21 protein-coding genes are annotated in these 22,406 nt (G+C 45.2%); 12 read left to right on the forward strand and 9 right to left on the reverse strand.

The genetic code is table 11. The annotated features are described in order from the left end of the window. Nucleotide 1 precedes the first annotated feature (1 nt). From NST47_RS10725 to NST47_RS10735, 3 genes are all read left to right on the forward strand, one after another. A complete protein-coding gene (locus tag NST47_RS10725; protein ID WP_341155124.1) occupies nucleotides 2-367 on the forward strand; it encodes a response regulator in 366 nt (121 codons plus the stop codon). Between the two features lie 253 nt (nucleotides 368-620). Further along, nucleotides 621-1,850, forward strand: a complete 1,230-nt coding sequence (locus NST47_RS10730) for a DUF2157 domain-containing protein (protein WP_341155125.1) — start codon at nucleotides 621-623, stop codon at nucleotides 1,848-1,850. Next, nucleotides 1,843-2,385 carry a GDYXXLXY domain-containing protein gene (locus tag NST47_RS10735; protein WP_341155126.1) on the forward strand — a complete coding sequence of 181 codons (543 nt, stop codon included), beginning with the start codon at nucleotides 1,843-1,845 and terminating at the stop codon, nucleotides 2,383-2,385. The genes NST47_RS10730 and NST47_RS10735 overlap by 8 nt, the downstream gene beginning before the upstream one ends. A 235-nt stretch (nucleotides 2,386-2,620) precedes the next feature. Here the strand turns inward: NST47_RS10735 and NST47_RS10740 are convergent, their stop codons facing one another. Together NST47_RS10740 and NST47_RS10745 are read right to left on the reverse strand one after the other, a co-directional pair. Further along, nucleotides 2,621-4,021 (reverse strand): dihydroorotase, encoded by a 1,401-nt coding sequence (locus NST47_RS10740; RefSeq protein WP_341155127.1) that lies wholly within the window; start codon nucleotides 4,019-4,021, stop codon nucleotides 2,621-2,623. 186 nt (nucleotides 4,022-4,207) lie between these two features. After that, complete coding sequence (locus NST47_RS10745; protein ID WP_341155128.1) at nucleotides 4,208-4,939, reverse strand: IclR family transcriptional regulator; 732 nt, start codon at nucleotides 4,937-4,939, stop codon at nucleotides 4,208-4,210. Nucleotides 4,940-5,532: 593 nt separating this feature from the next. On the opposite strand from NST47_RS10745, the gene NST47_RS10750 reads away from it, so the two are divergent. The 7 genes from NST47_RS10750 to NST47_RS10780 all read left to right on the forward strand — a co-directional run bounded on the left by NST47_RS10750 (nucleotide 5,533) and on the right by NST47_RS10780 (nucleotide 11,186). Beyond that, on the forward strand, nucleotides 5,533-6,357 hold the full coding sequence (locus NST47_RS10750; RefSeq protein ID WP_341155129.1) for a substrate-binding periplasmic protein: 825 nt from the start codon (nucleotides 5,533-5,535) through the stop codon (nucleotides 6,355-6,357). A 46-nt stretch (nucleotides 6,358-6,403) separates the two neighbouring features. Further along, nucleotides 6,404-7,060 (forward strand): amino acid ABC transporter permease, encoded by a 657-nt coding sequence (locus NST47_RS10755; protein WP_076231719.1) that lies wholly within the window; start codon nucleotides 6,404-6,406, stop codon nucleotides 7,058-7,060. A gap of 37 nt (nucleotides 7,061-7,097) precedes the next feature. After that, nucleotides 7,098-7,847 (forward strand): amino acid ABC transporter ATP-binding protein, encoded by a 750-nt coding sequence (locus NST47_RS10760; protein WP_341159654.1) that lies wholly within the window; start codon nucleotides 7,098-7,100, stop codon nucleotides 7,845-7,847. A gap of 47 nt (nucleotides 7,848-7,894) precedes the next feature. After that, nucleotides 7,895-8,869 (forward strand): NAD-dependent epimerase/dehydratase family protein, encoded by a 975-nt coding sequence (locus tag NST47_RS10765; RefSeq protein WP_341155130.1) that lies wholly within the window; start codon nucleotides 7,895-7,897, stop codon nucleotides 8,867-8,869. Between the two features lie 66 nt (nucleotides 8,870-8,935). Then, complete coding sequence (locus tag NST47_RS10770; protein ID WP_341155131.1) at nucleotides 8,936-9,691, forward strand: SDR family NAD(P)-dependent oxidoreductase; 756 nt, start codon at nucleotides 8,936-8,938, stop codon at nucleotides 9,689-9,691. 64 nt (nucleotides 9,692-9,755) lie between these two features. Further along, entirely contained in the window at nucleotides 9,756-10,541 is a 786-nt protein-coding gene (locus NST47_RS10775; protein WP_341155132.1) for an SDR family oxidoreductase, read from the forward strand. An 18-nt stretch (nucleotides 10,542-10,559) separates the two neighbouring features. Beyond that, nucleotides 10,560-11,186, forward strand: coding sequence for a fumarylacetoacetate hydrolase family protein (locus NST47_RS10780; protein WP_341155133.1), 627 nt, complete (start codon nucleotides 10,560-10,562; stop codon nucleotides 11,184-11,186). A gap of 148 nt (nucleotides 11,187-11,334) precedes the next feature. Here NST47_RS10780 and NST47_RS10785 read toward each other — a convergent pair whose 3' ends face one another. The 7 genes from NST47_RS10785 to NST47_RS10815 form a co-directional block, all read right to left on the reverse strand. Beyond that, a complete protein-coding gene (locus NST47_RS10785; RefSeq protein WP_341155134.1) occupies nucleotides 11,335-13,518 on the reverse strand; it encodes a cellulose biosynthesis cyclic di-GMP-binding regulatory protein BcsB in 2,184 nt (727 codons plus the stop codon). Nucleotides 13,519-13,582: 64 nt separating this feature from the next. Then, nucleotides 13,583-14,374 (reverse strand): diguanylate cyclase domain-containing protein, encoded by a 792-nt coding sequence (locus NST47_RS10790; RefSeq protein ID WP_341155135.1) that lies wholly within the window; start codon nucleotides 14,372-14,374, stop codon nucleotides 13,583-13,585. Between the two features lie 355 nt (nucleotides 14,375-14,729). Then, nucleotides 14,730-16,478, reverse strand: coding sequence for a hypothetical protein (locus NST47_RS10795; RefSeq protein WP_341155136.1), 1,749 nt, complete (start codon nucleotides 16,476-16,478; stop codon nucleotides 14,730-14,732). Between the two features lie 27 nt (nucleotides 16,479-16,505). Continuing rightward, nucleotides 16,506-17,735, reverse strand: coding sequence for an efflux RND transporter periplasmic adaptor subunit (locus NST47_RS10800; RefSeq protein ID WP_341155137.1), 1,230 nt, complete (start codon nucleotides 17,733-17,735; stop codon nucleotides 16,506-16,508). A gap of 44 nt (nucleotides 17,736-17,779) precedes the next feature. Continuing rightward, nucleotides 17,780-19,387 carry a DHA2 family efflux MFS transporter permease subunit gene (locus tag NST47_RS10805; protein ID WP_341155138.1) on the reverse strand — a complete coding sequence of 536 codons (1,608 nt, stop codon included), beginning with the start codon at nucleotides 19,385-19,387 and terminating at the stop codon, nucleotides 17,780-17,782. A gap of 38 nt (nucleotides 19,388-19,425) precedes the next feature. Next, complete coding sequence (locus tag NST47_RS10810; protein ID WP_240414280.1) at nucleotides 19,426-20,079, reverse strand: HlyD family secretion protein; 654 nt, start codon at nucleotides 20,077-20,079, stop codon at nucleotides 19,426-19,428. Nucleotides 20,080-20,103: 24 nt separating this feature from the next. Next, a complete protein-coding gene (locus NST47_RS10815) occupies nucleotides 20,104-20,529 on the reverse strand; it encodes a MarR family winged helix-turn-helix transcriptional regulator (RefSeq protein WP_341155139.1) in 426 nt (141 codons plus the stop codon). Nucleotides 20,530-20,773: 244 nt separating this feature from the next. On the opposite strand from NST47_RS10815, the gene NST47_RS10820 reads away from it, so the two are divergent. Next, on the forward strand, nucleotides 20,774-21,202 hold the full coding sequence (locus NST47_RS10820) for a MarR family winged helix-turn-helix transcriptional regulator (protein ID WP_341155140.1): 429 nt from the start codon (nucleotides 20,774-20,776) through the stop codon (nucleotides 21,200-21,202). Between the two features lie 89 nt (nucleotides 21,203-21,291). Next, a complete protein-coding gene (locus NST47_RS10825) occupies nucleotides 21,292-22,137 on the forward strand; it encodes a lipoate--protein ligase family protein (RefSeq protein ID WP_341155141.1) in 846 nt (281 codons plus the stop codon). Nucleotides 22,138-22,406 lie beyond the last annotated feature (269 nt).

Here is a 22,406-nt window from a genome sequence, read left to right on the forward strand (position 1 = left end):
AGTGGCTAACGTTATGATTGTTGACGACTCTACGGTAATGCGCAGAAATATCAAGCTCATTCTTGAACGCGGTGGACATAAAGTGGTAGTAGAGGCGACGGATGGCAGAGAAGTACTGGCAAGCTATATTAATCATAAGCCGGATTTGGTTACAATGGATATTACGATGATCAATATGGATGGTATTGAGGCGCTGCAAATTTTACTAAAATCCTTTCCTCAAGCGAAGGTTGTCATGATCAGTGCGGTTGGACAGAAGCAGCAGGTGTTGGAGGCGATCAAGTCCGGTGCCAAATCGTATGTCGTGAAACCTTTTGAGGCTGATAAGCTGTTGGAAATCATCGGAAAAGTTTTAATGGCCGGTTAAAAGCAAAATGTACATAGGTATATCCCATAACAGCCGTCAGCAGAGAGATTCTGAGGATGGCTGTTTGCTTGCGTCTACGGAAGTCAATTAGGGTACTATAGAAAGATAGTACTTCTTTTCCTGGAGGGGTCGGGTATACTTATCAATAGGTAGAGATGATAGTGAAAGCTTACGAAGTGAGTTTTCTACGAAAACAGTAGTGAATGCTTACGATGTAAGTTTTCTACGAAAACTTGAAGGTGGTGTATGCACAATGAGCAGAAAATGGCTGGAGCATGAGGGGCCGGAATGGGTCGATAAACGTATTATAACCCGGGAGCAATATGAACAAATATTGGATCTGTACCATGATAATAAGCATGCAATTGGGGTTCTTCCGCTGCTCGGCAGCATATTGGTCGGTCTGGGGATATTAAGCTTTATTGCTGCGAATTGGCAGGAGATCCCACAGCTGGTTAGACTGATCCTGATTATCGTGCTGATGGTTGCTTTCTATGCAGGCGGGGAGCTGTTCCGCAAAAATGATCACGACAGGCTTGGGCTTGCCATGACGGCTTTGGGACTCACCTGCTTCGGTGGGGGTATTGTCCTTATTGCACAAATGTTTCATTTGGTCTCCTACGATATTACTTCGTTCATCATCTGGGGGTCGGTAGGTACGCTGCTCACGTATTTGTATCGAAGCAAGCTTTTGTACTTGATGAGTTTGCTGATTTTCACAGCTGCCCAGTGGTATGGGGTTGTTGAGCATCATCAATTTAGTTATGTCTGCTTCGCTATCATGGTTGTCGGATTAGGCTATTATAGCTGGAGGCGTCAGCATGTTGGTGTGATCTGGTGCTTTGCGGTAAGCTTCATGCTGCAAGCCTTGATGCTTGTCATCGAACAGGAATGGAAGTTCCTCTGGATATTTGTTCCTGTGATGCTATTGTATACGCTGGGTGATTGGATGAAGGATCGGAGCTCAGGATTTGCGCTGCAGTCCGTACCGCTGGCGTCAGCATTTCTGTTTGCCATCGTGATGGTGCTAGCCTTTGATGATTTTACGCGGGGTGACCGTCTGGAATTGCTGGCACAGATTCCTTATTTCATGGGGTCCTTGTTATTGCTATTTGCTTTATCCTTGTATGGTAAATGGAAACATAACCGGATCTCGAGTGCATTTGAATGGATATTGGCAGTACCGTTTATCTATTTACATTCAGGTATTGCCGTGATGTATTTGCTGGCCTTGTTCACCTTTTCCTTTTACGTATTATGGAGAGGGTATATGGAGCAATGGCGCTTCAAAATTAATTTTGCTACGGTGCTGTTTATTTGTACCACGATGGTAGCTTATTTTAAATTAACTTGGGATTTTATGGATAAATCGTTATTCTTTATTATTGGTGGCTTACTGCTGCTAGTACTAAGCTGGTTTTTAAACCGCAGGAAAAAAGTTGTTCTCCGGGATGCCAATGAAGGGGGGAACCACAATGAGTGATCAACCGATGGAAAAAAAGCGCCGATTAACAATACTTCTTATTATAGTTGTGCTTCAAGTGTTGTTCCTCGGTGGAATTGCAACCTCCTACTACGCCGTTGGCTGGTTCGGCACTGAAATTAAAATTAAAACCGTACCTGTTGATCCACGTGATTTTTTATACGGTGACTATGTAACGCTCGGCTACGAGATTAGTACGCTGAACCCCCAATTATGGAAGGAGTCTGCTAATAAGCCGAGTCAAGGTGAAGCTGTTTATGTGCTGCTGAAGCCTTCTGCCAATGGGTTGTATGAAGCGACGGGAATTTATCACAGCAAACCTAGCACGCAAGCAGGTGAGGCAGTATTAAAAGGAACCGTCGATTACAGCTGGGACGATCTGCTTCGTATAGAATATGGACTGGAGCGGTACTATGTGCCGGAGGGTACAGGCAAAGACTTGGAAAGAGAAGCCCGCAATATGATCGTAAGAGTGAAGATCGCTCCTTGGGGACAAGCGAGAATTGATGGCCTTGAAGAAGTGACACCTTCGTAAGGGTAAGTTGGAGATACTGGAAGATTAGCAGCCAACCAAGCTTGATTCGATGATTTAAGGGTTGTAGTGAGTAAAGGGTTAATGGATATAAGGTAAAAGGGCACCCGACGGGTGCCTTTTCTATTGTAGTGATTGTGTGCCTACGTCAAATGTCATCTCTAAATCATCTGTAGAATGGGTCAGGACAGGTTGTTTAATAACAGCTGAACCTTTGCCGCCTGCTGCGAAATCTGAATTAAGGCTGCGTTCGTGGTATGAACTGTCCCCATCCTTTTGCCTTATCGTCAACTTTACCTTGCTCTGCGACTACTTTGCCGCGCACGATCGTATGGGTCGGGAGCCCTTGAAGCTTCAAGCCTTCATAGAGCAACGCCGTTTCTCTGGCAACGGTATAAAGCTCGTGAATATTTACAGTTCGTTGTGCACGCATATCGACTATCGTTATGTCTGCATCGGTGCCAATCCCAAGAGTGCCTTTATTCGGGAACATCCCGAATGTTTTGGCCGGATTCACAGACAACAGCTCAACCAGCCTATGCAGGGAAAGCTTTCCTTTAATCACTTGATCAAGCATAAGCGGCAGCGTTAGCTCTGTACCAGGGAAGCCGGCAGGCGATTTCAAAATATTCGCATATCCAAGCTCCTTGAGAGCCTTCGGGAAAGGGGAATGATCACTCGAAATATAATCGATGGTTCCGTCCTCGATATAGCTCCACAACGCTTCAATCTGCTGGGGACTGCGAAGAGGAGGATTACACTTGCCATAAGGGCCGATCTTCTCCAGATAGCTATCATCAAATATTAAATAATGCGGGCACATTTCGGCATAAATACGAATTCCGTCCTGCTTGGCACGCTTTATGATTTTTAACGCTTCAGGACTTGACACGTGACAGCAGATGACCGGAACCTGCAGCTGTTCAGCGAAAAATACAACCCGGTTAATGGCGCTGGTTTCCACTAGCGTATTCCTGGCTAACAAATGCTTGTTGTAATCTCCCTCAACAAACGTGCGTTCTGCAAATTCCGAGAAATAGCTTAACAGCTCTTCATGCTCGGCATGCAGGGCGAGCGGCAGCCCGGTTTGCGAAATTTGCTTAAAGCCCTCATACAAATCGCGGTCACGGGTCATGGTAAAACCTTCGAATTCCTGCTCTCTACCTGCTGGAGCTTTATGCATAAACGTTTTGTATGCGGATATTCCCTCATCTGCGAGCGGTATGATATCATCCAGATGGTCGCTGCCTGCAGCACCGTACAAACCGTAATCGATTAAAGCCTCCGTTTTCAATATTTCCTTTCGCTTGATCAATAGCTCTGTGTTATACGTACATGGAAAAGAGTTCGGCATTTCAATGATACTGGTAATTCCGCCTGCTGCCGCAGCACGAGTTCCGGTAAAGAAAGTTTCCGTAGAAGCCGGATCTTTGGCAGGTTCCCTGAAGTGAACATGGGCATCAATCATACCGGGCAATACATATAAACCCTCAGCATCAATGACACGTTCCGCTTCAAACTGGATATGGGGCTCGGAAATGATATGAATCTTGCTATCCTTAATTCCGATATTGGCTAACTGGAAGTCCTCTTCTGTTCGGTATACAAGCCCGTTTTTTATCCATAGATCAAGCTTCATGTTTATGCCTCCAAATGTTAGTACTTGGGATGGATTTTGATTTATTATCAAATAGTGATAATTAATTATTATTAATTGATAATAATCATAAATGATTCTTTACATAATTTCAATATCGAAATTGTACTGCACACAAAAAAGCCGCATCCTCTGGGTAGAAGATACGGCTCCGTACTCTGCATACTGCTATATATTTTGCTCAATTTGCTGGGCTGCCCTTTTTAAGCTTGCGATCAATTGCTCTTTGTCCTTCTGAATCATTCGTTCCCTTGGACCGGCGACACTGAGCGAACCGATGACTGTATTGGTTGCGAAGAGCGGTACTGCATACGTGTACACCCCTTCGTCGAGCTCATTGTCAGATTCGGCATAACCAAGCGTTCTTACAGCTTTCAAATTGTCCAGCAGCGCTTGCTTGTCGGTGATTGTGTTTTCTGTATGCTTTTGAACAATACCGTGCTTGAACAATTTGTTCACAGCGTCATTGCCCATATAGGCCAGAATGGCTTTGGAGGAAGCGCCTGCATATAGCGGGATAAATTTGCCTGGTTCTGAAGAAACTTTAACCATGTGAAAGGAGGACGATATATTTTCAATACAAATCGTTTGAAAGCCGGATAAAATAACCAATACCGTCGTTTCTTGAGTTTCGTTCATCAATTGTGTCATAACCGGCGTAGCTGCGAGTGAGAGCTCGTTGTTTAAATTAATCATATTATTCATTTCCAGAAAACGAAGCCCCAAACGGTAAGTCCCTCTGTTTGTCTCCAGCAAATATTTCTTCTCTTTCAAAATGCGGATGTAACGGTACACAGAGCTTTGAGGTATATCCATGATTTCAGAAATCTGAGGAACACTAAGCTCTCTTGTTTCCAGCGTATACAAATCCAAAATTTCTAATGTTTTTCGTGTACTCACTTTGTTCATCCTTCCGACAAATATTTTCTAAATGAAATTCTTATGTTGAAAATTGAGGGTAGACGAAATATAATGTTGTTAATCAGCTTTAATTATCAATTATCAATATCATATTATCAATAATTGATAATAACATCAAGAACTTCTAAAACTCTTTTTTCGGGGAGGGACAAACGCTCAGGTCCACACTGTTTTATTTATTAGATCACAAAAGGGGAAAAAGATAAAGATCGAATGTCCCAAACCAGTTAAAAATGATAACGCTTTACAAATGTTACATTTTATTACATGATCTATTGTTTTGATTTTGAATTCGTTTATTCGCAATTTTAATGTCAGTTAACATGACATAAAGATATTGACAACTATTTTTAGCTGTTGTAAAGTTAGACCCACGTTACATTTTACTACATGAAAATACAAAATTCGACAAAATCCTTAAAAGCGTTTGTATGTGCTCAAAACGTTTTGTCGGACCAAATGGAGGTTGGGATAACTGTAAAACGGGGATCGAAGCACGGTTTCATTTTCGGTTCAGGTCATGTAATTGTTCATGCTTAGCGATAACAAACCATTTTAGGAGGCTAATCAATATGAAAAAACAAACTTCCCTGGTACTCGTTCTTATTCTTTCTCTGGTATTGCTAATCAGTGCTTGTTCGAGTTCTGCTCCTGCAGCTAACGGAAAAGCGGATGTGGGTAACGCAAAAGGTCTTTTGGCTGATATCAAGAAACGAGGTACGATTGTCATCGCAACAAGCGGCAACAACGCACCGACTATTTTTCCAAACGAAAAGAATGAGCTGGTAGGTATTGATGCCGATTGGGCAAAAATTATTGCGGACCATCTGGGTGTGAAAATTGAATGGAAACGGATGGATTTTAGCGGAATCATTCCTGGCTTGATGACAGGTAACTTCGACATTGGATTGTCCGGTATCGGTGTAACGGAAGAAAGACTAAAAACCATGGATTTCTCCGAGCATATTGCGTATGACGAGGTTGTTGCCGTATATAACAAGAAAACAACGGGAATCAACAGTCCGGAAGATATTAAAGGACGTATTACAGGTGTTGTAACGGGTTCCTCCAACGGTGATGCTCCGGCACGTAAAATCGGTGGATATAAAGAATTGAAGACCTATCCGGGACAAGCTGAAGCCTTCCACGATTTGCAAAACGGTCGCATTGAGGTCATGGTTACCGGTAAAATGCTGGCAGGACATTGGATAAAAACAGAAGGCAAGGATTACATGGTATCTCCTAAAGGGATGGAAGGTCGTAAACTGGCCGTAGCCATGAAGCAAGGCGAGCCTGATCTGAAAAATGCTATCAATGAAGCGATTCTTGCCGCCAAAAAGCAGGGGAAATATGAAGAAATTGCCCAAAAATGGTTAGGCTCCACGTTCTCTCAATAATGCCATATTAGCCAGCGCTCAAAATCAGTTGAAGGAGTTGATTACCATGATCAAGTGGGACGTTATTATCACTTATTTTCCTGCTCTTTTGGAGGGCGCTCTGATTACTCTGGAGGTTTCCTTGCTGACTATGGTTATTGCTACCATTGCGGGAACATTTCTGGCGCTCATGCGCATTTCCAGTAACCGGACTATGCGTTCCATCTCTATGGTCTATATGTGGATCATGCGGGGAACACCCTTGCTGCTTGTATTGTTTTTCGTCTACTATGCCTTTCCGAGCTGGGGTATTCGTCTTCCGGCGTTCGCAGCTGCGATCTTGGCCATGTCGATGAATTCTGCAGCGTATAAGGGAGAAATTATACGTTCCGGCATACAGGCTATCCCGCGTGGTCAGATCGAATCGGCTATGGCTATCGGGATGAGCTATGGACAAACGATGAGACGTATCATTCTTCCACAAGCGGTCAGGATTATCATTCCGCCCTACATTAACAATTCCATTTTGCTAATCAAAAACTCGGCATTAGTTTCCTCGATCACGGTAACGGATTTAATGCTGAACAGCCAACAAATTTACAGCGCAACCTACCGTCCTGTTGAGATACTGGGTACAGCCGGCGTGCTTTACTTAACGATGACCAGTTTACTCATGTGGTTTCAGATGTGGGCCGAGAAAAAGCTGTCCTATTATAACCGCTAAGGGATTTTGATGCAGAGGAGCTGTTGACATGAAACCGATTCTACAAATTCAAGGATTGCGGAAATCGTATGGTAATCATGAGGTATTAAAAGGTGTCGATTTGTCGGTTAATAAAGGAGAAGTTATCGCTGTTATCGGTCCAAGTGGCACGGGGAAGAGCACCATGCTTCGGTGTATTAATTTCTTGGAGGAGCCGACGGCAGGTTCAATCTGGCTTGGTGACGAGAAGGTGGAAAGTTTGCCTTCCAAGGCGAAAGCAAGAACGTATCACCCGCAAATAACGAGGCTGCGGACTCGGGTTGGCATGGTTTTTCAACAATTTAATCTATGGCCGCACAAAAGTGTTCTGGAAAATATAATTGAAGGCCCGATGTTATTAAAGAATGTAGCCAAAGAAGAAGCGATCAAGAAGGCCAAACATCTCCTCGAATTGGTGAAAATGGTCGATAAGGCAGACAAATATCCGGCGAGTCTTTCCGGAGGCCAGCAGCAGCGTGTAGCTATTGCCAGAGCACTGGCTATGGAGCCGGAAGTGATGCTCTTTGATGAGGTGACCTCAGCGCTTGATCCCCAGCTGGTAGGTGAAGTGTTGGAGGTAATGACCAATCTGGCTCAGGCGGGCATGACGATGCTTGTTGTGACTCATGAGATGAAGTTTGCCGAGAATGTATCCAATCGGGTGCTATTCATGGACGGTGGCGTTATTGCCGAGCAAGGCACGCCTCAGCAGGTGTTCCGAAATACGGAGCACGAAAGAACACGAAAATTTCTGTCTTCCGTCCTGTAAGAATAGACGGTTGATTCCAGTACCCTATATGAAGCAGGGGGATTCTCATGATTATTGTTACTGGCGGCGGCGGATTTGTGGGCAGCCATATCGTAGAGCGTCTGGCTCATCATGGTAAAGAAGTGCTGGCCGTAGATCTGCATGAGCCTGCCCAACCCGTTAAGTCGCTTTGGCAGCCTTATGGTCGGCGTATTCAGTTTGAGGAGGTGGATATAACGGATAAAGAATCGTTGACTGCGCTATTTTCCCGCAAACCTGTGAAGGGTGTAGTCCACGCGGCAACGATTACCCCTACCGCTGAGCGCGAAAGAGAGGAACCGGAGCGTATCCTGCACATTGGCGTCGTGGGGAGCTCGCTCGTTGTAAACACGGCTGCCAGACATGGCGTCAAAAGATTTATTTATCTGAGCTCAGCGTCCATATATGAACCCATACCAGATCCGCACTGCGTTCTGGGCGAGTTGGATCGGCTGCAGCAAACAGGATTGTACCCATTGACGAAGGTAGCAGGTGAATGGATAACGCGTTATTTGTCCGAAAGCTCTGGAATGGAGGCTGCATCTGTGCGGATTGCAGCCTGCTATGGTCCGTTGGAACGAAATACGGGCGCGCGGACTTCCATGTCTCAAGTATGGAAAGCTGTCAACAGAGCCAAGGATCAGAAGCCGCTTCTTGTAGGCTCACCTGACTATATACTGGATTTCACCTATGTCAAGGACATTGCTGAAGGTATTGTTGAGCTGCTGCTCACCCCGAATTTGGAGCATGATGTTTACAATATTTCGGGTGGAAGCGGTTATTCGTTGATGGAATTAGCGGAAGCTGTAGCGGGGACGATACCCGGTACGGAAATACGGGTTACGGAAGAGCGATCCGACGATGTCTTATTTGCCAAGGATGGCAGCCGCGCTGGTCGATTGGATATTACACGGCTCACAACCGATACACGGTTCGTGCCTGTTTATAATCTTAATTCTGGATTGGCTGATTACGTGAAATGGCTTGAGACGCATCAATTTTAGTGGAGCTGTCTGGCTGCACAGCTTGCCGATGGCTTACTGATGCAGGAAATGGAGTGATGGAGCAGCATGAGAGTTAAAGGAAAGATTGTTCTTGTCACAGGAGCCGGTTCGGGAATTGGTCAAGCGATAGCGTTATTGTTTGCAGCGGAGGGAGCATCCATAGTCGCATCGGATATATCAGAGAATGCAGTTCAGACCGTTGAACAAATTAGGACCCAAGGCGGACAAGCAGCTGTCGTCATCGGTGATGTTGGCGATCAGGATGCATGTAACCGAATGGTGAATATGGCACAAGAGTCGTTCGGAGGTTTGCATGCCGTTATTCATGCGGCAGCGATTTCGCGGAAGGGTACGGTAACCACGATGAAGGAGGAGGATTGGCGGGATGTTGTTAACGTCAATCTGAACTCTGCATTTTATTTAAGCAAGGCCGCCGTCCCGCTTCTATCCCAGGGCGGCGGAGCGATTGTATTCATTGCCAGCCAGCTCGGACTTGTCGGCGCCAAAGATTCTATTGCCTACTCGGCTGCTAAAGGTGCCGTGGTGAATATGGCGAGATCGATGGCTTTGGATCATGCGCCGGATGGAATACGGGTCAACAGCCTTTGTCCGGGGCCGATTGACACGCCATTTCTCCATGCCTCGTTTCAGAGGCAAGCCGATCCGGAAAGAGCCCGAGCATTGGCGCTCGATAAAATCCCTTTGGCTCGTTTCGGTACGCCGATAGAAATAGCGAATGCAGCTTTGTTTCTTGCTTCAGATGAGGCTTCTTTTATTACAGGCGCGACTCTGGCTGCAGACGGCGGTTACACGGCTTGGTAGCAAAGGGGCCAGGAATAACGTTATAGCACTATTCATACCGATAATTTATGAAGGAGTGGATCATATGGATTTAAATCTGCAAGGAAAAGTAGCTTTGATCATCGCCTCCAGTCAAGGTCTGGGTAAGGGTATTGCTGCCGAATTGGTAAAGGAAGGCGCTAACGTGATGCTGACGGGCCGGGATCAGGACAAGCTGCAAGCGACCAAAGCTGAGCTTGAACAGCTTGGTACAGGACAAGTGGCGTACCATCCGGTTGACATTACGAACCCTACGGATATACAACGGCTTGTACAAGTGACCCGCGATACGTTTGGAACCATTGATATTCTCGTTAATAACGCTGGCGGCCCCCCGGCAGGAACGTTTGAACAGCTCTCGGATGAGCAATGGCAGGCTGCTTTTGAGCTCAATCTATTAAGCTACATTCGGATAATTCGTGAAGTGCTGCCTGATCTGAAAAAACAAGGTGGACGCATTATCAATTTGGCTTCTTCTTCCATTAAAGTACCTATTCCCGGATTACTTCTATCAAATACGTTCCGCGCCGGAATCGTTGGGTTGACTAAAACATTAGCTGAGGAGCTGGCGCCTTACAACATTCTTGTTAATACGGTTGCCCCTGGTCGGATTGCAACTGACAGAGTTGCCTTTCTGGATGATGTCAAAGCCCAAAAGACCGGTAAGACGCGTGAGCAGGTAGAGGAAATGTCCAAACAATCCATTCCGCTCGGTCGTTATGGAACTGTGGAGGAATTTGCTAAGGTAGTCACCTTCCTGGTATCGGATGCGAGCTCTTACATCACGGGAAGCTCCATTCTAATTGACGGCGGAATGATTAAATCTATCTAAGAGGAAGAGGTGTATATCGTGAGCAGCATTCGCAACATTTATTGTGTTGGCAGAAACTATGTTTTGCATGCCAAGGAATTAAATAATGAGGTGCCGACCTCTCCCTTTCTTTTCTCCAAGCCTACACATGCGCTGGTAGAAGCGGACGGCAGCCCAATTGTTCTGCCTGGTGATCGTGGTTCCGTTCATTATGAGACCGAGCTTGTTATTCGTATTGGAAGACCTTATGAAAAGGGAATTACGGTCGATGAACTGGTGGATGGGTTAGCTATAGGCATTGATTTTACTTTACGTGACGTTCAGAACGAAATGAAGAAAAAAAGCTACCCTTGGTTATTGGCCAAAGGTTTCCCGAATTCCGCACTCGTGAGCAAGTTCATTTCTTTTCCAGGAGTTGAAGTATGCAAGTCCAAGGATTTTGCTCTTGTCAAAAATGGTGTAGAGGCTCAGCTTGGCAATATCAAACAGATGCTGTTTGATTTACAAACCATCGTAGATTTCTGCGCGCTTCATTCTGGCTTAGAGGAGGGCGATATTATTTATACAGGAACGCCTGAAGGTGTGGGTCCGGTTAACGACGGCGACCACATGAGCTTGCACTGGGATGGCCAAATTGTTGGGGAATGTACGATCCGGCTGTCTTGATATTTCATATCGTGCATATGGAAAGGTTGGTTTTTTTGCCTTCCCTAACCATGTCAGGATCAGGCTTGCTCCATAATATGAAAAGGACCTGACGGTAAGCTTGCCGCCTGGTCCTTTTTGAGCTGTATTTGAAATTTCAAAATAAGTTTTACTTGCGCTTAAGTGTCAACCAAATGACACCGGCAATCACTGCAAGCATACCCAGAAAAGCAATGATGAATACCACGCCATTTAATTCAAACTGATCGCGACCTGTTAGGAAGTCACGCATCTGATTGGATTTTGGTTTGGCGTTTGCCTTGGGGGGAACCGGTTCTTCAGCAAATTCATGAACTTTATTCAGACTGTCGATAGCGACAAATTTACCGGATATTTTGCCGCTTTCAACAGGACTCGTTAGTACATCACTTATCGAGCTGATCCGATCCGGGGAAGTTGCAGCCATAAGCAGCAAGGTTTTGTTCTCATTCAGTGGAGAGCGAGACAATTGGATAACCGCTGAACGGCTCTGTAAATTACTTAATAATTCTACATTTTTGGCAAGCGAAGTCACTTGATCACCTTTAAATTGTATAGAGCTGTCAGCGAATCCATTCATGAAATCAGGGAGTTCTTTGCCTGTGCCAATATACAGAACGTTACGGTCCCGAAGCAGATCCTTGAGCCCTGCCGCGGATACTTTCGCCATAGTTAAATCCGTGTTGTCCTGTGCGCTTCTGCCGATAATTCCAACAGCAGTCATCGCGATATTCAGCTCTCTCGTGCCGATTTTGTCGGGAAAGAGGAAGGTCGTCTGGTTCCAACGGTTGTTCACTACAAAGGAGTAAGGTATCGATTGCAGATTAAAGCTTTTTCTTTCAACAGGCGTGTATGTTAAGGAAGAAGAATTATCAATAACAGCCCAGTTTCCAATCAAATTCGGGTCTACGCAAGCTTCCTGCTGCTTATTCTGCGTCAGGTTTGCAAATTGGAAGGTAACTTCGATCTCAAGTCTTCGGGAAGCTCCGATAGAATCTTGGGTGAAGTCGATTTCCAGTAAGCCAGAGTCGCTGGTTGCCTCGCTGAGCCTATGACTGTCAACAGGTATACCATTCAGCTTCACCGCTATGACGGAATTTCCGAGATCGATGGACTTGGAATGCTTGAATGCTAATGTAAGCCGTGCGCCATTCTCTATATCCGCATAGGCAGGAAGATTGTAATTAATGGTCGTACTGGCTTGCTGCATGCCACCTATGGAGAGATTGGAATAGCCTATTTTCTCCAAGGTCACTGTAAAGGGACTGCCTTGCTTGAATGGATTTAAAGGCTCCGTTTTTTTCAAAGAAGCAGGAATCGAGGTCGTTTGACCAAGCAGCTGAGAATAAAGCGATTCATTCGTTAATATGGATACTGCAGTATTGAGTTCTTCTTCCTTGCCTGTAATGACCAAACCGCTTAATTCAGGATTCCAGAGGGATTGCCCTACCCCGATAAAGCCTTGTCCTTGAAGGGCCGGGTCGGCTTGCTTGCGATAAGCATCTTCTATGGCTTGGCCGCGTTCCTTCCAACGACCTGTCTGTCCGATCCAAATCGTGTTGTTCTCATGTAATAGCGTGTCGGTTAGATCAGATTCCGCATAGATCGGAATATTGATTCGGCTGGCCGATGCCTGGGCTGAAAAAAACTGCACCATACTAGCGGCTGCAGTGAACTCCACCTGCTGGATTTCATCGGGAACAACGAGAATGGATTGAAGCGGCTGTTGGCTGCCCTTTTCAAAGAAAGGACTTGGATACCAGGTCAGATCAGCATTCGCATAATTTTTACCGACATTCAAGTGAATGCTGCTATTTTTACTTACAGTCAACCAATTGGCAGGATTGTTCGGATCTGGACATGCATTATCGGAAATGACCATATGTGTGATAAGCGACAGCTTGCGATAGCCCGGATTTGTAAGGTAATTGGTGATATCCAAACGAAAGTGAGCCTTTTCTTTATTGGAATTGTCCAATAGCACACTACCTACTGGCGTATCGTCGATTAATAGGGTCAAGGTTGAGGTTTTGGACAGCAGTGTCGTAGCATGTCCAAATTCGATGTCCACGAATGAACCGGGAAGCACCTTTCGACCTTTCCCAATCTCAAAATATACGTCTTCGCGGGCATTTTCGCCTTTAAGCGTACGATCCTCCGAGAAAACCGGAAAATTTTCACTGTTTTTTGGAGTAGCGCTGGTTGAGTTAGGTACAGTACCAGGCTCTAATGCCCAGATGGAAGGCAGGTTGACGGTGGAGAAAAGAACCATAAAAAATAATATAAACACACTGGAACGCAATAAAGATTTCATCGAAATGAGTCACTTCCTTAGGGATTTCTTTGACGGATACGTTCGAACGGTGAGCTGTATTAGGTTAGACATCGCTAAATTTTAATTCCTGTTGAGCCTTCTCCAAAATTTCATAGCAGGTCATGCCATGTGGAGGGCAATCTACTTTGCTATGTCTAAGCTTGGCAGTAACCGTACCTTTGCCGCGAGGGCGGGTGAGCAGCATGGAGTTGAAATGATCATCGAGCCATAGCTCGGCTATGCTGGAATTGGCTCTTTCTGTTCCTGACAGGAGCATCGCGAATTGGCCTTCCTCCAGGTATGCCTTGATCTCAACCTCAGGCATAATATCGTTAATGAGTTCGGCGACCTTATTCAGAAAAAGCTGAGTCTGCTCGTAACCATACTCTTTAAAAAACTCATGAAACTGATTAATTTCTACTATCATCAGGGACAACCTACGCTTGTTGCGTACACCCAAAAATATAGCTTCCTCAAACCGCTTCAGAAACAGATCGTGATTAACAAAGTCCAGGGATTCCTCAATGACAAAAGGTTCATCGATATAGGACTCACTGTTTTTTCTATTGTTAGTGAGCGGGCTTCTGCCCTTGTTTTTGGATTGACCGTTCCGTTTGTTAATTCCCCCAATGAGAGAAAAGAACGGAAAGCAAAGCAACCAGATCAAATCGTTCCAGCCGACAGTGGCAATATGATTTCTTACATACAATTGATAAATAACGGAGCTCCCATATACGGCAATAACAAAAAAAGTAAGCATCAACGTGTGATCGGTTCTCCGAAAATAACCGACGACTCCTAACAATATAGCAACTATAAACCACAACGTATTCGTTGGATAAACCTGGCTTGTCATTATAAGATAAAGAGTTAGAAACCCAATTGAAAGCACTTGAAGTAAAATATTAGCATACATTCTGTCTGGCGATTTCATTTCTTACATTCTCCCTCCAAATCATTCTTGCGTATTCACGGAGCAGTTCTAGGTTCAACATAACTATATTCCCCAGAGCTTATGAATTCACCTTTTTTTCTAAGAAAAAACGAAATTTCAACAAATTATTTTACTAAGATAAACGAAAGTAAGGGGGACTGCAAACTAATTTTTAGTAAAGTTTATTAAGTTGGACTTATCATAAACAACAAAAAGGCTACTGACTGGAGCAAGCTTCTGCCCAGGGTAGCCTGATGTGGAATATGGATAAACGAATTTAATTGTTCAGTGTGCCAACCAAGCTTCTTACCGGACCATTTGGAGTTTCGATGATCTCATAAATTTTTAGTACGATCGGATTTTCCAATTGATCGGATGTTGAATCCGTAAAGTAAATGAGCTGCTCGCCAGAGGTCAAACGGCCTTCGCCGTTCAGGCTTTGTGTATTGGATGCAATCCGTCTGCCATCCTTGGTTTCTAATTCAATTAAAAGCTTGTTGTAATTGCTATCAACCATCACGGGCTCAAGTGTCTTTAAATCCATATTGATACGCAGCTTGTAGCTGTATTTGTAGCTTAAGGTTGAAGGGTTGGATAGGGCTATATTCGATAACGCCCAGTCTTGAATCGTAACCTCGTAAGGATACATATTCAGCTTTACATTATCCTTCACTGGTTTGTTGACTGTCAGGATCGATTGTGCAAAATTGATTTTGTACGGAGCTGCCGTTTTATTATCAATTAAACGCAGATTATATTGATCCACCGTATCGCCAACTGGAAGCACAAACGAGTAGTTGACGAGATAATCCGTTCCAGGAACAACCAGATCGGTTGATGCATTGATTCGATTCCCGGCGTAGATAAACCCATTACCCATCAGTTCCGCGGCAAACTGGGGAACTGGCAGCGGCTTATCGCCTTTGTTGGAAAATCTCATTTTGATGATCCCGGTGCTGTAGCCCATTCCTTTATTTTCATAGATTTGAAAATCGGCAGCGGATATGTTGATGTTAGGGTTGACCACGTTGTTGATCGGATCGATTGGGATTTGTGAATTCAGTAAGTAGGGTGATGCTTTGGTGCTGTCTGATACCAGTTGCTCAGTTGTAGGCGCGCTAAAGCTTAGACGACCTATATAATAGGTAAGGTTAGCTGAAGCATCTGTCCGGTTTGGAATTTTAAATGATTCGGGTGTAGATAGCGTAAAGCTGATCAGCTGTGTATCCAAATCCGTTGGAACCGTCCAATAAATGTATTTCTTTTCCCCAGGATCTATGGAGCTGATGGTTTGATCAGCTCTTGAACCTTTGTAGTTCTGCGTGCTCGATTTGCCCTCGATAATAAAACCGGGAATAACTTCGGTTGTTTTTCCTGGATTTTGTACAAGCAGCTTGATCACCTGAACAGGGGTCTGATCCTTGAAATCTGTAGTCATGTTAATTGGCGTATAGGTTAAAGCTGAATCCAGTGAAGGGATTGTAAAGGTTTCTCCCCATTTTTTGATAAGCGCAGGGTCTGAGATGATGGATTGATCACCGTACCAAACCAGATTGGAGATGGGCAGATCGAGCATAGTCGTTTCGACCTTCGGATAGACGTCTTTGTTCACATCGACCCAAACGATACTTGTCGGCTTCAGATTATCGGGTAATTCGACCTGAGCCATATAGCTGAGTGTGATATTGGACATCGGAGGGACCGATATGGCATTGTCGGAGCTGCCGCGCAGCACATATCGTGCTCCATTGTCTGTTACAATCCGAACTTCATAATCAGGGACTCTTACCGTATCATTGGAAACATTATACATTTTGACAATAGTGCCGATACGCGTGCCTGTTAAGGTATGTTCACTCAGCAAACCATTGATCTTGACCTGAAGCGGTCCTGTCAGCGTGGAGGGATAACGTGTATCCACAGCTGCGGCTTGCGCCTCATCAGCCAATGCGGCGCAGTAAGGGAATGATAGAAGAAGTGATGATATCAAAATTACGGACAGAGCTTGCTTTCTAACTTTTTTCATTCAATAGCCTCCATTTACAATTCAAACTTATTTTCGCAATTCAATTTTATCTTTGTCCTTCAAATCCTGGGTACCCGACACGATGACTTGCTCGCCTTCCTTGATGCCATCCGTAACTTCCCGATTTGTATCGGCAACCCGACCCAATGCAACCTTGCGTTTCTCTGCCTGATCGTTAGCTGCAACAAACACATAGTTGTCATTGCCTTCCTTGACGATGCTTGCGGTCGGGACTGTCACGACATCTTGAGTAGAGCCTCCGCCCAGCTGCAGCTTTACTCTCATTCCTGATTTCAGCTTTTGATCGGGATTGGGTACGCTGAGTTCGAGTACGTAGGTTTTGCTTTGCGGACTCATGACGTCAGCCAAATAAGTAATCGTACCTGTCATTGAGGCGCTGCTGCCTTGTGTAACAAAAGGAATGGTTGTTTTGCCTTGAATATATTTCATAGTGCTTTCGGTAATGTCGGCATGAACTTTAATCGGGTTCAATTGCTGGATAACACCGGCTACATAACCGGCTTGCACGGTGATCCCCTGTTCAGGAAACAGATCGGTCAGCACGCCGCTGATCGGTGCTTTCACTTCAAAATCAGATAAGGTTTTGTCTATATCGCGAAGTGACAGCTCCGTGGATTGCTGCTGGATACGCAGTGTAGCGAGTGGATCGGTTGCATCCAGGTTAGCTAGCTGCTTTTGCGCTGTATCCAGGTCAAGTCGATTGGTTTTGATCTGGGTTTCGATCTTCTCCAGCTGAGCTTTGGTAGCAAGCCCCGCATCGTAGTCATTACGTGTATTGTTATAGCTTTTTTCCTGATCAGCGATCAGGATTTCGAGCTTCTGCACGGTATTGGTAAGAACTCCGCGATTCGTAGAGATGTCTTCGCGGGTTTTGTTAATTTGCGCCTGCAGGTTTTGCAGCGTAAGATCGGTTTTTTCCTTGTTTCTGGCAGCATCCACAGAATCGAGTACGAGCACAACGTCGCCTTGATTCACGGTGTCACCACGTTTTTTGAGAATTTCTTTTACATCGCCGCTTACTTTGCTCAGCATGTTGACCTGGGTAGAGGAGACTACATCCGCATCAAGCTCGGTTTTATCTTCCATCTTTTGTTTGGCGGCAGGTGCGGTTTTGACTGATTTGGCTTGACTGCTGCTGGCGTTTGTTGTTGAGCAGCCGACTGCAACTACCCCGCTTAAGGCGAGGATAAGTCCGGTTTGAATCCATCGTTTCCACTGGACGGGATTATTGTTCATTTGAATAGATGCCCCTTTACAATAAAATCGGTAATAATAGCTAATTATTCGCCCATCACGTGCTGTTTGGGTGCGCCGCTTACTTTGGTATTTCTTAAAAATAAGGAAAGCACGGCAGCTATAAAAGATAGTACAGCCGTAATAATAAATACATCATCCAAGCCCATGACTGTGGCCTGCAACTGTACTTGACCATTCAAGTAGGCCAATGCACTTGAGCTTGCCTGTGTAGCCGATTGCCCCATGCTCATATACTGATTCTGCAGCTGTGAGAATTGAGTTGCGATGTTCGTTGAGAACATATTCAATTGATCGGAAAGATCCGCGATATGAAAAGTACGACGATCCGAATAGAGCAGTCCAAGCCAGGCAATACCGAAGGATGAACTGATCTGTCTGACGGTGTTGGACAACGCAGTTCCCTGACCCATCTTGTTCATTGGAATGGTATTCATGCCAACAGTTTGAATCGGCATCATCATCAAGCCCATTCCCATTGCCCGAAACACGAGCCAGAAAATGAGAGTGGAAAATGCAGTTGTAATATCCAAGGCTGAGGTTAAATAGAGAGCCACTCCTGTAAGAAGAAGTCCGATGATTGCCAACAATCGAGCGCCGAATTTATCGAACAGAGCACCGGCTATCGGCATCATAATTCCCGACATCACGGCCTGCGGCAGCAGAATCAAACCGGTCTGTACGGCAGATAAGCCGGAGAGGGTTTGTAAAAATACCGGCAGCAGGAACAACACACCCATCATGATTAGTGTCGAAATACTGGAAATGACAAGGGAAAGTGTGTATGTGCCGTTTTTTAACAAGCTTAAATCGAGTAATGGATAGTCGATCGTTAGTTCAATAGCAACAAAGATAAGAAGACAAACCAAACCTATTGCAATAAAAGCGATGACCTCGTGGTCCGTCCAGCCTTTCTCGGTAACCTTGCCGACTCCATACAGCAGGGACGCTAATCCGATACTGGAGGTGAGAAAGCCCCAAAGATCGAATTTGCTGGCAACAGGAGATTTAAATTCCTTCAAGACGGCCATTGCCAGGAAAAAATCGAGAATACCGATCGGCACATTAATGGTGAAAATAAGTCTCCAGTCCAAATATTCGACGATGTAGCCGCTTAGTGTAGGGCCTGTGGCAGGTGCGAACATAACGGCAATACCGAATAGGCCCATTGCCATTCCGCGTTTTTCTGCAGGAAACATCCGAAATATCATAGCCATGGAAATGGGCATCAGTGCACCACCACCAGCCGCCTGGATAATGCGGAAGATGATCATGGAGCTGTTGCTCCAGGCAATTCCACATAAACCAGAGCCGATTGTGAATATAATCATGGCCAGCAGGAAGATGCGTTTATAGCCAAAGCGGTCACCCAAATAACCGGTCACTGGAACCAAAGCTCCGCTCACTAACGCATAAGCTGTTACAACCCATTCGATCTCGGATTGATTGACCCCGAAGACAGACATCATTTTGGGAATTGCGACATTCACGATACTCATATCAAGAATAGCCATAAAAACAGCGATAATGACGGCTAACATCGCTAGTCCGTATCCAGTGCTCTTCTCTTCAGCGGGTTTCTCTGGAGCTGTATGTACTGCCGATGCGTCCATGGATGAATCTTGTGTTGACACTCGGTTTCCTCCTTTCTCTGTATTGCTCGTGTAGCGATTTATTTCTCAATTTTGACGGTTGCATTTAGTCCAGGCACCAATCGCTTACCTTGGTAGCTGTCAATCGAAATTTTAACGGGAATCCGCTGAATGACCTTTGTAAAGTTACCGCTTGCGTTAGATGATGATAATAGCGAAAAGGAAGAATTAGTTCCAAGACCAAGACGCTCTACATGACCTGTGATAACGGCATCCGGATACGCGTCCACTTTAATCGTGACTTTATTGCCAATCTTGGCATCGGCGATTTCGGTCTCCTGCAGGTTGGCTGTGACATACAGCTTATCCAGATTCGCACTCATTGCAATTGCACTGGTGGGGGATACCATCTGATCTTTAACGCCATTAAATTGAATAATCGTACCTTCCTCTACAGCAATGATCTCTTGTAAAATAGCAGGTGTATTGCCACGGGCAGGCGTTGTTTCAACCATCCCAAGGATGTCACCTTTTTTGAAGGAATCGCCTTCCTTGTAATTCCACTCAATTAGCTTACCAGCTCCGGGTGTGCCGATTGCGCGTAAATCACCTGCAATTTTGGCATCCTCCGTATTGATATACTTGCTGGCCATAGCAAAGTAGTAAGTGCCGCCAGCTCCGCCTCCCAAAAGAATAATAGCTAAAACAGTTAAAATAATAATTTTTTTCTTCATAGTAGGGTTATAGCTCCTCTCTATTTATATTGGATCTTGTAAATTAGTCAGCATTTTGTGGGCGATAGTAATGAACTGCTCGCTTTCCTCAGGTTCAAGACTGCTGATCATACAGCGGAGTACTTTTCTGCGCCGTTCTCTTTGTTCGTAGACCAGCACTCTGGCTTCAGGGGTTAGCTCCACCCATACGACTCTACGGTCGGTTTCATCGCGGGTCCGAGCGACATGTCCGTCACGAACCAATCGATTAATGGCTAATGTTGTCGCGCTAGGAGACAGGTTGAGCTCGTCGGCAAGGTTGCTGACGGTTGCCCGGTTCTTATTATCCAGTGTGATGAGCAGCAAATACTGCTGCTTGGAAAATTTGACCGATCCCCATTTATTCGTTCGGTGCATACCCATTAATATTAACTCTTCCATTCGATCCAGCTTTTGTTCCAAATCATCCATAAGGTACACCTCCTTTTCCAGTGAATACAACGAATAAGATTAGATTTACAGTAAAGATATTTTAGGCTAATTAGTTTTAAGTTAAAACTATATACCAAAAAATATCACAATTACCAATCTATCGTCAACACAAATATTTAGGCATATCGACCTGTGCTGAACAAAAGCTTGGGCAAGTTCTCCATGCATGGTAAAATGAACATTACAATGATAATTATCAATAAGATAAAGGGGCACAAAGCTAATGACTGATCACCGCAACCTCTTAGAGTTGGAAGAGGCAGCGAGACAGCTGTTTCGTAAAATATCGGTCTCATGGTCCAAGTTTAATGAAAATGGGATGACGCCTGTTCAGGGCTTTTTGTTAGAGAGACTTGAAATTGAGGGGCCTCTTAAGGCATCTCAGATTGCTGATATGCTGTGCTATACGCCAGGAGCCATCACTACCTTATCGGATAAGCTGATAGCTGCAGGTCTCGTCGAAAGGGAGAGGACCGATGAAGATCGCAGAGTCGTTTACTTAAGCATCACAGAAGCGGGAAGACAGATGCTGGGATCGATCAGATTGCAGCGCAGAGCTAATGTTGAAAACTTTTTTGGCGATTTGGCGGATGAGGACATTCAGCATTTGATTCGGATATTTAAAGAGGTTGTCTATAAGGACAAAGGATAGCATTCCACTGCGTATAATTGGATTTCACATTACAATGGGGATCTGGTTGCGATGAATGGTTTTACAGACCTAAGGAGGCATACAACAACATGGAATTAGAGGAATGGTCATTGCCGGGGGATATGTTGATCTGGGACCGGACCGAGCAGACAGGGCAAAGTGATGTGCTTGTCCCTTTTGCAATGGACGAGCTGTTGACCAGAAGAGTGGGTGCTGGTGGAACACCTATTGTTCATCTATGGAGGCATCCACGAGCTTTTGTGATGGGTTTGCGTGACAGTCGTTTACCTTATGCCTTACAGGCGATGGAGTGGCTTGAAGAGCAGGGCTATTCGGTAATTGTTAGAAATTCCGGCGGCGCCGCGGTACCACTTGATCTGGGTGTCATCAACATAACGCTCATTATGCCCAAGCGTCAGGGAAATATTGATTTTCGTCATGATTTTGAAACGATGTTCCGATTAATCAGTGAATCCCTGCATAAGGTAACGTCCGATGTATCAAAAGGCGAAATCATCGGCTCCTACTGTCCAGGCGATTACGATCTAAGCATACGGGGACGCAAATTTTGCGGAATTGCCCAGCGGCGCCAGGCGCATGCTATCGCAGTCCAAGCATTCGTTGTTGTGCGGGGTATTGGCAACCCTAAGGCCGAATTGGCCAAGCAATTTTACAATATAGCTACAGGGGAGACGGCAGTCGAGAGTACGTGTGATACCGGAGGGCTCTGTTTTCCAAAGGTAACGGAAAACAGCATGGCCAGTCTGGAGGAATTGATCGGGTTAAAAGACGAGCAGTCCTTCATTGATTCTATAAAAGAGTCGGTTAGAGCGCACAAACCTAAGACCGATAACCAAGCATCTCTGGATCTCCCTAATGAATCCGAAATAACCACAATGGTCGAAACCCTGCGAACCCGTTACGGATTAAAATAAGTAAATAAACAAAAAAACGGAGGCAATGTCCCGTATGGGACGATCCCCCCCGTTAAATCAATCTTTGCTCTCGTAGTCAAGCGTGTCCCTCAGGGACGAAAGCGCCCCGAGAACACAACAGTCTGCACACGTCGAACTCACCCAATCGAGCCCCAAGCGTGTCCCGCAGGGACGAAAGCGTCCCGAGAACACAACAGTCTGCACACGATCCAGGGGAGTCCAGAGGGCCAAGCCCTCTGGGGCCCTCCCTTCAAGGGAGGGTGGGGAGG

The sequence above is a fragment of the Paenibacillus sp. FSL H8-0034 genome, from assembly GCF_038000305.1.
Lineage (GTDB): Bacteria > Bacillota > Bacilli > Paenibacillales > NBRC-103111 > Paenibacillus_S.